General features: G+C 72.3%; 9 protein-coding genes. 4 read left to right on the forward strand and 5 right to left on the reverse strand.

Annotated features, from left to right (window positions below; translation table 11 throughout):
- Positions 1-47 precede the first annotated feature (47 nt).
- Positions 48-992, forward strand: a complete 945-nt coding sequence (locus tag Q0Z83_RS06880) for a saccharopine dehydrogenase family protein (protein ID WP_317792956.1) — start codon at positions 48-50, stop codon at positions 990-992.
- A 24-nt stretch (positions 993-1,016) separates the two neighbouring features.
- Here Q0Z83_RS06880 and Q0Z83_RS06885 read toward each other — a convergent pair whose 3' ends face one another.
- The 4 genes from Q0Z83_RS06885 to Q0Z83_RS06900 are packed head-to-tail and all read right to left on the reverse strand — an operon-like array spanning position 1,017 to position 4,246.
- Positions 1,017-1,385: a hypothetical protein gene (locus tag Q0Z83_RS06885; RefSeq protein WP_317792957.1), complete on the reverse strand. Its 369-nt coding sequence runs from the start codon at positions 1,383-1,385 to the stop codon at positions 1,017-1,019.
- Positions 1,386-1,392: 7 nt separating this feature from the next.
- Entirely contained in the window at positions 1,393-1,806 is a 414-nt protein-coding gene (locus Q0Z83_RS06890) for a MarR family winged helix-turn-helix transcriptional regulator (RefSeq protein ID WP_317792958.1), read from the reverse strand.
- A gap of 5 nt (positions 1,807-1,811) precedes the next feature.
- Entirely contained in the window at positions 1,812-3,788 is a 1,977-nt protein-coding gene (locus Q0Z83_RS06895) for a xanthine dehydrogenase family protein molybdopterin-binding subunit (RefSeq protein WP_317792959.1), read from the reverse strand.
- Positions 3,785-4,246, reverse strand: a complete 462-nt coding sequence (locus tag Q0Z83_RS06900) for a (2Fe-2S)-binding protein (protein WP_317792960.1) — start codon at positions 4,244-4,246, stop codon at positions 3,785-3,787. The genes Q0Z83_RS06895 and Q0Z83_RS06900 overlap by 4 nt, the downstream gene beginning before the upstream one ends.
- A gap of 206 nt (positions 4,247-4,452) precedes the next feature.
- Here Q0Z83_RS06900 and Q0Z83_RS06905 point away from each other — a divergent pair, with 206 nt between their 5' ends.
- Positions 4,453-8,154 (forward strand): GH92 family glycosyl hydrolase, encoded by a 3,702-nt coding sequence (locus Q0Z83_RS06905; RefSeq protein WP_317797045.1) that lies wholly within the window; start codon positions 4,453-4,455, stop codon positions 8,152-8,154.
- A gap of 38 nt (positions 8,155-8,192) precedes the next feature.
- On the opposite strand, the gene Q0Z83_RS06910 is transcribed toward Q0Z83_RS06905, so the two are convergent.
- On the reverse strand, positions 8,193-8,813 hold the full coding sequence (locus tag Q0Z83_RS06910) for a PilZ domain-containing protein (RefSeq protein WP_317792961.1): 621 nt from the start codon (positions 8,811-8,813) through the stop codon (positions 8,193-8,195).
- A gap of 392 nt (positions 8,814-9,205) precedes the next feature.
- Here Q0Z83_RS06910 and Q0Z83_RS06915 point away from each other — a divergent pair, with 392 nt between their 5' ends.
- Both Q0Z83_RS06915 and Q0Z83_RS06920 read left to right on the forward strand, forming a co-directional pair.
- On the forward strand, positions 9,206-10,294 hold the full coding sequence (locus Q0Z83_RS06915; RefSeq protein ID WP_317792962.1) for a calcium-binding protein: 1,089 nt from the start codon (positions 9,206-9,208) through the stop codon (positions 10,292-10,294).
- Positions 10,295-10,440: 146 nt separating this feature from the next.
- Positions 10,441-13,284: a helix-turn-helix transcriptional regulator gene (locus Q0Z83_RS06920; protein WP_317792964.1), complete on the forward strand. Its 2,844-nt coding sequence runs from the start codon at positions 10,441-10,443 to the stop codon at positions 13,282-13,284.
- The last annotated feature ends 1 nt before the right edge of the window (position 13,285 follow it).

The following is a 13,285-nucleotide window of genomic DNA, read 5'->3' on the forward strand; positions in this document are numbered from 1 at the left end:
GTTCCGGACGCTGTCCCCAGGCGGTCCGGACCGCGAACATCTACGGCATGAACAAGCGCATCGCGGTCCTCGGGGCCGCCGGGCACACCGGACGTTTCGTCGTCGCCGAGCTGGAGCGGCGCGGCCTCACCCCGATCCCGTGCGGCCGCGGCACCGACCTCGACCAGGCCTTCCGTGCCGCCGACGCGGTGCTCAACTGTGCCGGTCCGTTCAACACGACGGCCGGGCCGGCGATCGAGGCGGCGATCCGGGCCGGGATCCCCTACCTGGACGTGACCGCAGAGGTCGAGGTGGTCGGCGACACCTTCGCCGCCTTCCGCGACGCGGGCATCCCGATCGTTCCGGCGGCCGCCTTCTACGGCGGCCTGGGCGATCTGCTGGCCACCGCGGCCACGGCACCGTTCGTCGCGGTCGACGAGCTGACCATTGCGTACGCCCTGAGCAGCTGGCATCCGACGAGCGGCACCCGCCGTACCGGCAAGGTCTCGACGTCCCGCCGCGACGGCAACCGGATCGCCTTCGTCGACCACCGCCTGCGGGTCCGAGACGGCGAGGCGCCCCGCGCCGAGTGGGAATTCCCCGCCCCGATCGGTCGCCGCGCGGTCGTCGGCGAGTTCGTCACCGCGGACAGCGCCACCATCCCCTCGCACATCGGCACCCCGGTGATCCACTCGTTCATGACCGCGAACGCCGTCGCCGATCTACGCGACCCGGACGCACCGGAACCGGTCGCCGTCGACGGGTCGGGCCGGTCCACGCAGACGTTCCTGGTCGAGGTGGTGGCCCGGTCCGGTGATCAGGAGCGACGGGTGACGGCGAGCGGCCGGGACATCTACGCGATCACCGCACCGCTCGTCGTCGAGGCCGCGGTCCGGCTCCTCGCCGGCGAGGGCGCCGCGGCCGGCGTGGCGACCCTGGGCGCCCGCTTCGACCCGCTCGCCTTCCTGGCCGCACTCGGTCGGGACAACCTGGTCGTCACGGAATCTCGATGACCGGCCGGACCGGAGTCTCCTCGGTCAGCCCGCCGTCGTAGACCGTCTCGGCCGGCTCCGGCTCCCGATAGGCGGTGGGTAGTCGTCGCCCCACCGGAACAGGGTGGTGGCACCCGCACCGCAGGCGTGCTCCCACTCGTCCGGGGTCGGCGGGCACAGGCCGGAGGAGCGCAGACCGGCGATCACCCACTCGTGCCCGTCGCCCTCGTCGTCGGCGAACTCCTCGGACGGCCGGGCCCGGACCGCGACGAGCCGGGCCGGCAGCGTGACCCGGCGGGCCGGAGAGGTGGCGGCGGTGATGAAGTCGAGCGGCGTGCCGCTCAGGCCCCACTCACCGGCGGCCTCGTCGGAGAACTCGTTCCAGGCGTGCTGGGTCAGATCGGCGTGTGACACCGCGACATCATGCCCGGGAGATCAGCGTGATCAGCTGCCGGCGGAAGTGGTGGTAGTCCTCGACCGCGCCGAGCAACTGCTCCGACTCCTGCTCCTCGCGGCGTGCCGTGGCCAGCGCCTCCGCGCCGGCCACGGTGATGGTGACGACGGTGCGGCGCCGGTCCCGGTCGTCGGCGGCACGCCCGGCGTGGCCGGTGCGTACCAGGCGGTCGATGGTACGGCTGATCGTCTGATCGGTGACCCGGCACAGGTGGGCCAACTCGCGTTGGGAGAGTGGCCCGCCCGCCAGGTGGTGCAGGGCGATCAGCCCGGCGTGGGTGAGCCCGAGCCCGGCCAGGAACCTGTCGAAGCGGCCCTCGACCATCCGGGCGGCCACCGACAGCAGCCGCCCGGTCGGCCAGGTTTCGACGTCGTCCTGCACGCCGGTCACCCTACTGGCACTCCATAGGGCATCCCGGTGACCGGTTCCCCGGCGGCGAGCGCCGACGCGATGGCCGCGGCGGCCGGGGGATAGGCGAGTTCACCGAGCCCGCCGATCGGAGCCTCGGACGCCACCACGATCACCTCGGTCTCCGGGCAGTCGGTGATCCGGGCCCACGCGTAGTCCCGGAACGACGACTCCACCACCGCCCCGTCACGGACCGTGATCTGCGCGCCGAGAACCGTCGACAACGCGTCCAGGATCGCCCCTTCCACCTGCGCCTTGACCCCGGACGGATGGACCGGGATCCCGACGTCGACGGCGGCGGTGACCCGGCGTACCCGGCGGGCGCCCGGATCGGCCTCGACGATCACGGCGATCGCCGAGCCGTAGTCGAGATGACACGCCACCCCGGTCCGCCCGGAACCGGAGGCCCGCGTGGCCGCCGCGTCCAACACCCGCCGTAGCCGGGAGCCGGCGGGCAGCAGCCGCCGCCGGAACTCGACCTGGTCGTGGCCGCCCCGCTCGGCGATCTCGCTGAGGAAACACTCCTCGGCGTACCCGAACTGCCCGGCGTACACGCCCCGCCAGAATCCGGTGCGCAGCGGCGCCGGTCGCAGCGTGACGCTCACACCGCCGGGCACCGTGTAGGGGAAGTGGTCACCGCTGGCCCGGACCACGACCGGGTTGGCGAACGGCGGACTCACCGTCAACGGCCAGGTCACCACCTGATGGGTACGGCCGACCGGCAGCCCGTCGGCGTCCAGGGTCGCGGCCAGCCGGTGCACCGACATCGGCCGGTACGAGTCGTGCCGGGTGTCGTCGGCCCGGGTCCAGCGCACGCTCACCGGCTGCCCGACCGCCCGGGAACAGGCCACCGCCTCCATCACCACGTCGGTCTCGATGCGCCGCCCGAACCCGCCACCGGCGAGCGTCGGATGCACCACGGCCTGCGCGCCGAGCTGATTGCGCAGCCCACCCGGGTCCTGAACCGGCGCCCACACCGTGATCGCGGTGTCGGTGACGTGCGCGGTCGCGTTCATCGGTTCCATCGGGGCGTGCGCGAGCAGCGGCATCCGGTAGACCCGCTGCACGTCCGGGGTGCCGGGGACCGCGGGCAGCGCGGCCTCCAACTCGTCCAGCCAGACCCGGCTGTCCGCCGCCGGGGTGCCTCCGGTCCAGGTAACGGCCAGGGCGGCCCGGCCCCGCAGCGCCGTGTCGGTGGTGCGGGCGATCACCGCGACGCCGCCCTGCCCGGCGGTCAACGTCACCACGGCGGTCACGCCCGGCACGGCCAGGGCCGCGGTGTCGTCGACGGTGGCGACCTTCGCGCCGATCCACGGTGGGCGGGCGACCACGGCGATCAGGCTGCCCGGCGGCGCGTGCTCGGCGCCGTAGCGGGCCTTGCCGGTGACGATGTCGCGGGCGTCGGCGCGGCCGGCCCGGGTGCGTCCGATCAGCCGCCACCGCTCCGGCGGGGTGAGGGTGACCGGTACCGTGGCCGGGTCGATCGCGGCGGCGTCCTCGACCAGGTCACGGTAGGGGAGCGGGCGATGCGCGGGATGCCTGATCCGGCCGTCGCGGGCGGTGCACTCGGCGGCCGGGACGGCCCAGCGGGCGGCCGCGGCGGCGATCAGCAGGCAGCGGGCGGTGGCGCCGGCGGTGCGCAGTGGTTCGGCCATCATCCGGCTGGACGTCGAGTTGGCGACCGCCTGCGACCCGTAGACGGCGGTGTCGCCGGGTGCCTGTTCGAGTCGCACGTCGTCGACCCCGACGGCGAGTTCCTCGGCGACCAGGACGGCGGCCATCGTGCGGACCCCCTGCCCGGTGTCCGGGCGCGGAACCGTGACGGTCACCCGTCCCCGGTGGTCGACGCGGACGAAGACATTGACCAGATCTTCGGCGGTACGGGTGGGAAGCGCCGTTCTCAGCGGAACCGCCACCACGAGTGCCGCGCCCAGGAAGCCGCGCCGGGTGATCATCGGGCCAGCTCCGCGGCTCGCCGGACGGCCGCCCGGATGCGTGGATACGTTCCGCAGCGGCACACGTTGTCCCGCAGCGCCTCGTCGATCTCGGCATCGGTCGGCTCGGGGTTCGCGGCCAGCAGCGCCACCACGGTCATGATCTGGCCCGGCTGGCAGTAGCCGCACTGGGCCACGTCCAGTTCCAGCCAGGCCCGCTGCACCGGATGGTCACCGTCCGCGGACAGCCCCTCGATGGTGGTGATCCGGTCGCGGGTGGACTCGGCGACGGTCCGTACGCAGGGCCGTTCCGCCCGGTCGCCGACCAGTGACGTGCAGGCCCCGCACGCACCGACGCCACAGCCGTACCGCGGCCCGGTCAGGCCCAACTCCTCCCGCAGCGCCCACAGCAGCGGCGTGTCGCCGGGCACCTCGACGGTCTGCCGCCGTCCGTTGACGTGTAAGCGGTACCGATCCACGCTGCCTCCAGCCATCGATGAACGCCCATTGTTCAGTCTGCTGAACACCGGTGACAACGGGCACCGCGACACTCTTTCTGTTAAGAGACCTTTACAGATCGATATCGGGCGATTGAGGATGGCGGGTGATCATCCTCATCGATGGAGGTCCCATGCGTCGTACCCCGATCGCCGCTCTGCTGTCGCTCGTGCTGGCCGGGGGGTCGATGGCGGTGAGCCGACCGGCCGCGGCCGCCCCGGGCCCGCGGTTCAGCACCTCGTTCGAGACCGGGGACCCACCGCCCACCTGGCAGAACACCGCGGAACGCGTCTCCGGCGTGGACGGCCGGCTGCGAACCGGGATCCCCGGCTCGGTCAACGACCGGGTCACCGCGGTCACCGCGTCCGGCGAGAACACCGGCGGCGGTGAGGTCAAGGAGAACCTGCTCGACGCCGACCCGGACACCAAGTGGCTGGTCTTCGCCGGCACCGGCTGGGTGACCTACCGGTTGAACGCACCGGTACGGGTCGTCCGCTACGCCCTGACCGCCGCGAACGACGTGCCCGCCCGCGACCCGCGCGACTGGCGCCTCGAGGGCTCGGCCGACGGCGCCACCTGGACCACCGTCGACACCCGGACCGGGCAGGCCCTCGGCGAACGCGGCACCACGACCACCTACGACGTGGCGACACCCGGCGACTACGGCTTCTACCGGCTGACCGTGACCGCCAACGGCGGCGCGACCATCGTGCAGCTGGCCGACCTGCAGCTGTCGAACGGCGACGACACGCCGCCACCGGCCGAACCGGCCCGTAGCGCGATCGGCACCGGGCCGTCCAACGCGCCGGCCGCCAAGGCGCGGGTCGGCTACTCCGGCCTGGCCTCGCTGGAGTTCGCCGGACGTCATGCCACCGACGGTCGCGGGTACACGTACAACCGGATCTATGACGTCGATCTGAAGATCGGGCCGGACACCGAGCTCTCCTACCTGGTGTTCCCCGAGTTCAGCCGGGGTGACCTGAGCTATCCGGCCACCTACACCGCGGTGGATCTGGCCTTCACCGACGGCACGTACCTGAGCGCGCTGAAAGCCCGGGACCAGCACGGGACCGTGGTCAGCCCGCAGGCGCAGGGCGCGGCGAAGAAACTGTCCGCGAACCAGTGGAACAAGATCGTGTCGCGGATCGGCGCGGTCGCCCGCGGCAAGACCGTCGACCGCATCCTCGTCGCCTACGACAAGCCGTCCGGCCCGCAGAGCGCCTGGCGGGCCTGGTTCGACGACATCACCCTGACCGACGTCAGGGAACAGAAGCCGATCAAGAGCCTCGCGGGGTACGTGGAGACGCGCCGCGGAACGCAGTCGAGCGGGGGCTTCTCCCGGGGCAACAACATCCCCGCCGCCGCCGTGCCGCACGGCTTCAACTTCTGGACCCCGGTGACCGACGCGTCCACCCTGAACTGGCTGTACGAATACCACAAGGCCAACAACGCGGCGAACCTGCCGCAGCTGCAGGCGCTGTCGGTCAGCCACGAGCCGAGCCCGTGGATGGCGGACCGGCAGACCTTCCAGTTCATGCCGCAGGACGGCACCGGTGTCCCGAACGCCGACCGGACCGCCCGCGCGCTGCCCTTCCACCACGAGAACGAGACCGCCCGGCCGCACTACTACGGTGTCACGTTCGACAGCGGACTCTCGGCGGAGATGGCGCCCACCGACCACGCCGCCCTGCTGCGGTTCACCTTCACCGGCGACGGCGGCAACATCATCTTCGACAACGTCAACGACAGCGCCGGCCTGACCGTCGACGCGGCGACCGGCACGATCACCGGATGGACCGACGTGCGCAGCGGCCTGTCCAACGGCGCGTCCCGGATGTTCCTCTACGCCACCGTCGACGCCCCGGTGCTCGGCGGCGGCCTGCTGCCGGCCGGCAACCGGCCCGCCACCGGATACGTCACCGTCGGCGCCGAGACGGTGAACCTGCGGGTGGCCACCTCCCTGCTCAGCGTCGACCAGGCCCGGCACAACCTGGAGTTGGAGATCGCCGCCGCGGACACCCTGGAGACGGTCCGCCACCGCGCCGAGACCGCCTGGAACGCCAAGCTGCGGACCGTCGAGGTGGAGGGCGCGAGCCGGGACCAGCTGGTCACCCTCTACTCCAGTCTGTACCGGCTGTTCCTCTACCCGAACTCGGCCCACGAGAACACCGGCACGAACGCGGCACCGGTGTGGCGGCACGCGGTCCAGTCGTCGACGACCTCACCGCCGAGCACGCCGACGCAGACCGGGGCCGAGGTCAAGGACGGCAAGGTGTACGTCAACAACGGCTTCTGGGACACCTACCGCACCACCTGGCCAGCCTACTCGCTGCTCACTCCGACACTGGCCGGGGAGATGGTGGACGGGTTCGTGCAGCAGTACCGCGACGGCGGCTGGATCTCCCGCTGGTCGTCGCCGGGCTACGCGAACCTGATGGTCGGCACGAGTTCGGACGTGGCGTTCGCGGACGCGTACCTCAAGGGCGTGAAAGGTTTTGATCTTGAAGACGCCTATGCGGCCGCCGTCAAGAACGCCTCGGTCGCGCCGCCGAACGACAACGTCGGCCGTAAGGGCCTGACCACCTCGATCTTCAAGGGGTACACGCCGTCGGACGCCACCGGTGAGGCGATGTCCTGGGCGATGGACGGGTACATCAACGACTTCGGCATCGCGAACATGGCCCAGGCTCTCGGCCACACCGAGGAGGCCGCCTACTACCGGTCGCGCGCCCTCAACTACGTCAACCAGTTCGACGCGTCGGTCGGCTTCTTCCAGGGCAGGAACTCCGCCGGGCAGTGGCGGTGGGGCCCGTCGCAGTACGACCCGGAGGTGTGGGGCTACGACTACACCGAGACCAACGGCTGGAACATGGCCTTCCACGTGCCGCAGGACGGGCAGGGCCTGGCCGCCCTGTACGGCGGGCGGGACGCCCTCGCCGGGAAACTGGACACGTTCTTCTCGACGCCGGAGACCGGGCTCAAGTTCGGATCGTACGGCGGTGTCATCCACGAGATGACCGAGGCCCGGGACGTGCGGATGGGCCAGTACGGTCACAGCAACCAGCCCTCGCACCACATCCCGTGGATGTACACCTTCACCGGGCAGCCGGCCAAGACCCAGGCCCTGACCCGGGAGATCGTCGACCGGCTCTACCTGGGCAGCGAGATCGGCCAGGGCTACCCGGGCGACGAGGACAACGGTGAGATGTCGGCCTGGTACGTGTTCGCCGCCCTCGGCTTCTACCCGTTGCGGATGGGCAGCGCCGACTACGTGATCGGTTCGCCGCTGTTCACCAAGGCCACGATCAACCTGGAGAACGGCCGGAAGGTCGTCATCCGGGCCTCCGGCAACTCGTCGCGGAACGTCTACGTCCAGTCCCTGAAGGTCAACGGCCGGGCGTGGAACTCCACGAACCTGCCGCACTCGATCCTCGCCGGCGGCGCCACCCTCGACTTCACCATGGGCTCGAAGCCGTCGAAGTGGGCGACCGGGGCGAAGGCGGTGCCGCCGTCGCTGACCTCCGGGTCCGAACCGGCCCGCCCGCGGAAGGACGTGACCGGCACGGTCACCGCGGCCGCCCTGGCCGACGACTCCTCGGCGACCGAGGCGACCGTCACGGCACAGGAGTGGACGCTGCCCACGGCAGCCGAGGTCGGCCAGTACACCATCACCTCCGCGACGGCGGCAGGCGCCGACCCGGCCGGCTGGCGACTGCTCGGCTCAGCCGACGGCACCACCTGGACCGAACTCGACACCCGATCCGAGCAGGCGTTCCCGTGGCGGCGGCAGACCCGCCCGTTCACGGTCGCGTCGCCCGGCGCGTACACCCACTACCGCATGGAGTTCACCGGCCCGGCCACCGTGGCCGAGCTGGAGCTGCTGGCTTAGGCCGCCGGACCCGGCTCGGTGGCTTCCACCGGGCCGGGTCAGTCCTGACCGCGGCGGCGCTCGGCGATCTCCGCCGCGAAGATGTGCTGCCTGATCGACTGCGCCAGGGGCTCCTCGGCCTGGAACCTCATCACCACGTTGTATCCCGGCATGTCCCAGGCGTCCCGGACGGCGTGCACCACACCGTCGATCTCGACCTTGCCGCCGTGCAGCGACACCGCGGCCTGGATCCGGTCGTTGACGGCGGCCTGCACCGCATGCTCCGTCCAGCACCGCAGTCCGCCCTCGCTGATGTCCAGCAGGCGGGCACCGAGCGGGCCCTGCTCGTCCGCCATCAGGTGCAGGGCGCCGCCGCCCCCACCGCGGACGAACTGGCGGCGGTTGCTGATCGCCGGAGCGCCGACGGCCTCGAGAACCCAGCGTGACGAGGCATCGTCACCGGCGGACACCAGTCGACAGGGCAGGACAGCCCGTGAACGCGGCTGCGCCCAGAACAGGTCGAGCTTCTGCCCTGGCTGAAGGGTGATCCGGTCGGTGGTCTCCAGCGGCGCCGCGACCGCGATCTGCATGCCGTCGACCTCTTCCAGCCGGGAACGGTAGGTCGCCTCCGCATCGGCGGTGAGAAATACCGGCGTGCCGACCGGCGGAAACTCGACCATGACGGTGCCTTTCGGGGGAGTTTGCGGCATCGGTCCCGCCGACTACACGGTCGCCGACCCGCCTGTGGGCGATCAACCATGTCGGCAGCAGCGGGGCGATCTGAAGCAGAAGGCCCGGCGGAGTCTTCCCGGCCGGGTTGCGCATGATCATCCGGCGTGCCTGTTCGTACTACCTATTTCTGCCCATGGTCCGCGGGTGCCGCGAGACGGCATGCTTGCCGCGGTCCGGCGGGGGAGGACCGCCGGGGATTCGGTTCCTGGGGGGCATGGGAACGGTCCTGCGGCGCACTCGCGCCGATGACGACGTCGATGTGCGGGCTGGGGGGGTAGCGCGCACATCGACGTCGGCCGGTGGACCGCCGTCGTGCGACCCCGATGATTCGAGGAGAAGCATGACCAGAGTGCGCAAGACCGCCGCCGGGACGCTCGCGGTGGCGGTGGGAACCGCCGCGGCGCTGGTCACGGCCACGCCCGCCCGAGCAGCCGGCACATCGTGGGCCTATGTCGACGGCAACCGACTGACCGTCGAGGCCGCCTACGGTGTCGTGAACAACTATTACGTCCGGAGCGGCTCAGGCGTCTTCCACTTCTACGACAGCGACGGCGCCGTCCTGCTGGACCCGGGCCGGTCCGGTGGCTGCGTGTCGGCGACGTCCAGCATGATCAGCTGCCCGCTCTCGGTGCTCATCCTGTCCGTCGACGCCCGCGACGGCGACGACTACGTGCAGAACGACACCGACCGGCGGCTCAGCGTGCACGGCGGCGACGGCGACGACCGGATCCTCGGCGGTGGCGGCTACGACGGGATCTACGGCGACGCAGGCGACGATCATCTGGAGGGTCGCGGCGGCCACGACTTCGTGTTCGGCGGCGCCGGTGACGACCGGACCTGGGGCGGCGACGGCGCTGACGTCATGGACGGTGGGTCCGGCGTCGACGAGGTCCACGGCGAGGCCGGCAATGACACCCTGGAGAGCGCCGACGGCAACGACCGGCTGCTCGGCAGCTTCGGCAACGACACCATCCAGGACAGTCGTTTCGTCGACGGGGGCTGGGGCGACGACACGGTCTACATCCGGCACCAGGGCACCGGCGACATCTGGGGCGACGACGGATACGACACCCTCAACTACACCGCCTGGACCATCCCGGTCTACGTCTCGCTGGACGGCAACTCCAACGACGGCTCCGAGGCGGCCGCGTGCGACGACTGGATCGGCTGCCCCGTACCCTCCGCCCAGCACAACGTGCACGGCGACTTCGAACGGGTGATCGGCAGCCCGAACGGCGACCGGATCTCCGGCAACGGCGAGCCCGACGAGATCTACGGCGGGGGCGGCAACGACAAGCTGTACGGCAACGGCGGCGACGATCTGCTCGACGCCCAGGCCGGCACCTCGCAGACCCTGAACGGCGGCACCGGCACCGACACCTGCCGTGGCTCCGGCACGCTCAGCAAGAGTGGCTGTGACCTGGTCTGAAGCACCGCGCCTGGCCGACGTCAGGTGAAGCGGTCCGGGGACGCCGCCGGCACGGCGACCCCGGACCGCGCTGATCCGGCTCTCACGGTCATCGATAGGATCGCCCGGCGCATCGGGGGGCCGATGCGTAAGCCGGGAGGGTGCGAGTGGAAAACTCGTTGGTCGGGCGGCAGGCGGAGCTGGCGGTCCTGCGCGCCGCGCTGGACCGGAGCGCGCGCGGCCCGGTCGTGGTCGCGATCAGCGGGGATCCAGGCATCGGAAAGACCCGGCTGCTCGGCGAACTCGGCGCGGACGGAAGCCGCCGTGGCTGCCTGGTGCTGGCGGGCCGGGCGGCCGAATTCGAGCGGGAGGTGCCGTTCGGCACGGTCAAGAACGCCCTCGCCGACCACGTCGGCAGTTGGTCGGAGGCACTCGACGACGCCGACGTCCGGCTGCTGGGGACCGTCTTCCCCGGACTGGTCAGGCCCGACGACACCGCCGGGCCGCCACTGCTGCCCGGCGAACGGTACCGGGTGCACCGGGCGGTCCGGGCGCTGCTGGAGGCGATGGCGAGCGACAGCGGGCTCGTGCTGATCCTCGACGATCTGCACTGGAGCGACGAGGGTTCGCTGGAGTTGCTCGATCACCTGCTCCGGCATCCACCCCGAGGCGGCGTGCTGGTGGCCCTGGCCTACCGGCCGCGGCAGGTCGAGGCGCGGCTCGGCCGGGCGGTGGCGGCGGCCGTGCAGCGTGGGCTGGCCACCGTCGTCACGGTGGGCCCGTTCAGCCGAGCCGAAGCCGATGCGCTGCTGCCGGCGGGGCTGAGCCCGTCCCGGCTCCGGCAACTCTACGAGGCCAGTGCGGGCAACCCGTTCCATCTGGAACTGCTCGCCCGGGGCCCGGACGACGGGGAGGCCGCCCTGCCGGCCGCCCTCGCCGGCGAGTTCAGCGGGCTGGACCGCCTGCACCGACGAATCCTGTACGCGGCGGCGGTGGCCGGCGACGACGTCGACGTCGGCTTGCTGGCGGCCGTGGCCGACCTGCCGCTGTCCGACGTGCTGCCCGCGCTGGACGATCTGACCGGCCGAGACCTGATCCGGCCGTACGGGACCGGTGGCGCCTTCCGGTTCCGGCATCCGCTGTTGCGCAGCGCCGCATACCAGCAGGCCGGTGCGGGCTGGCGGCTGGCCGCGCACGCCCGCGCAGCGCGGGAACTGGGACGGCGCGGCGCACCCGTCGCCGACCGGGCGACGCACGTCCAGGCCTCCGCACCGGTGGGCGACCTGGCCGCGGTGCGCCTGCTGCAGGCGGCGGCGATGGACGCCATGCGGATCACCCCGGCCGCGGCCGCGCATTGGCTGCAGGCGGCGCTGCGGTTGCTGCCGGGGGAGCCCGGCACCGTCGACACCCGGCTCGAGCTGCTCAACCTGCGGGCCCAGGCGCTCGGCATCACCGGTCGACTGGCCGAGAGCCGCGAACTGTTCGGCCAGATCCTCGCGATGCTGCCATCCGGCACCGAGCCCCGGGTCGCCGTGGTGAGTTTCCTGACCATGGTCCAGCACCTGCTCGGCGAACACGGCGAGGCCCGCGCGCTCGTCCTGCGCGAAATGCAGCAGTGGCCCGACCACGGCAGCGCCGCCGCCGCCGGTGCGCTGCGGGTCGCCCAGGCACTGACCACGCTGATGTCCGGGCCGGCCGAGGACACGGCGGTCGAGGCCGCGATCGGCACCGCCCGGGAGACCGGCAGCCGGGCCCTGCTCGCGGCCGCCCTGGGCGTCGGAGTGGTGGCGAGTCAGGCGTTCGGGAGGCCCGGCGGCCAGGCCCGAGCCTGGCTGGACGAGGCGGCGGAGCTGATCGACGCGATGCCCGACCAGGAGGTGGCCCAGCGCCTCGACACCGCGTTGTTCCTCGGGTGGGGCGAGCTCTACCTGGAACGCTACCCGGCCGCGCTGCGCCACCTGCAGCGCGCGTTGCACGTCGCGCGGGCGACCGGCCAGAGTCACCTGATCGGTTCCCTGCAGACGATCGAAGCGGTGGCGCACTGCGCCACCGGCGACCTTCCCCGCGCGTTGTCGGCGCTCGACGACGCCATGGAGTCGGTCGTGCTCACCGGAGGACGGGACGCGTATCCCCGGGTGCTCGGCTACCAGTGCTGGGCCCGGGTCTGGACCGGTGACGTCGACGAAGCGCTGACCCTGGGTGAGCAGGCGGTGGCGCTGGCCCGCGGCCGCAGCGTGCAGGACTGGCAGTCAGCGGTCGCGGAAGGAATGCTGGGCTGGGCCCGATACGCCGCCGGCGACCCGGACGGCTGTTCCGAGGTGATGCTGGAGGCGGGCCGGGGACCCGATCTGCCCGCCGTCCGGCCGCTCTGGCAGCCGCGATGGTTCGAGGTGCTGACCGCTGCGGCGGCCGCGGCCGGCGACCGTCGGCGCGCCGCGGATCTGGCGGCCCGTGCGGCCCGCCTGCCGGCCATCGCGGGCCGTCCCCGGCGGGCCGGCATGATCGCGATGGCTCAGGTCCACGCCGGACTGCACGTCGACCCGCAGGCGGCGGCCGGGCATGCGGTGCGTGCGGCGGCTCTCTTCACCCGGGCCGGGGACCGGCTCGGTACGGCGCAGGCGCTCTTCTACTCCGCTGTCGCGCACCGGGAGATCGGCGATCCCGATGAGGCCGCGCGGGCCGTCGTAGCGGCCCGGCTCAAGCTCGCCGGCTGCGGTGCCCGGCCGCACTGGCTGGCCCGGGCGACCGGCATCGCCCTGGACGACGAGGCGCCGGCCCGACGCGACGATCCGGCGAAGACGTACGGGATCACCGTGCGGGAAAGCGACGTGCTGGCCCTGTTGGCGGAGTCGCTGACCGCCGCCGCGATCGCACGCCGGCTCGGGATCAGCGCCGGCACCGTCCACAAGCACCTCGCGGCGTTGTACCGCAAGCTGGGCACCGGCGACCGGCTCGCCACCGTGCTGCGGGCCCGAGCACTCGGCCTGGTGGCCGCGGACGGCGAGGGCTGAC

Source organism: Actinoplanes sichuanensis (assembly GCF_033097365.1).
GTDB classification, from domain to species: Bacteria; Actinomycetota; Actinomycetes; order Mycobacteriales; family Micromonosporaceae; genus Actinoplanes; species Actinoplanes sichuanensis.

What these genes read in the sequence shown, in the direction of transcription:
- Q0Z83_RS06880 (WP_317792956.1), top strand. Translation starts at nt 48, where the DNA reads ATGAACAAGCGCATCGCGGTCCTCGGGGCCGCCGGGCACACCGGACGT.
- Q0Z83_RS06895 (WP_317792959.1), bottom strand. Translation starts at nt 3,788, where the DNA reads ATGATCACCCGGCGCGGCTTCCTGGGCGCGGCACTCGTGGTGGCGGTT.
- Q0Z83_RS06905 (WP_317797045.1), top strand. Translation starts at nt 4,453, where the DNA reads ATGGCGGTGAGCCGACCGGCCGCGGCCGCCCCGGGCCCGCGGTTCAGC.
- Q0Z83_RS06910 (WP_317792961.1), bottom strand. Translation starts at nt 8,813, where the DNA reads ATGGTCGAGTTTCCGCCGGTCGGCACGCCGGTATTTCTCACCGCCGAT.
- Q0Z83_RS06915 (WP_317792962.1), top strand. Translation starts at nt 9,206, where the DNA reads ATGACCAGAGTGCGCAAGACCGCCGCCGGGACGCTCGCGGTGGCGGTG.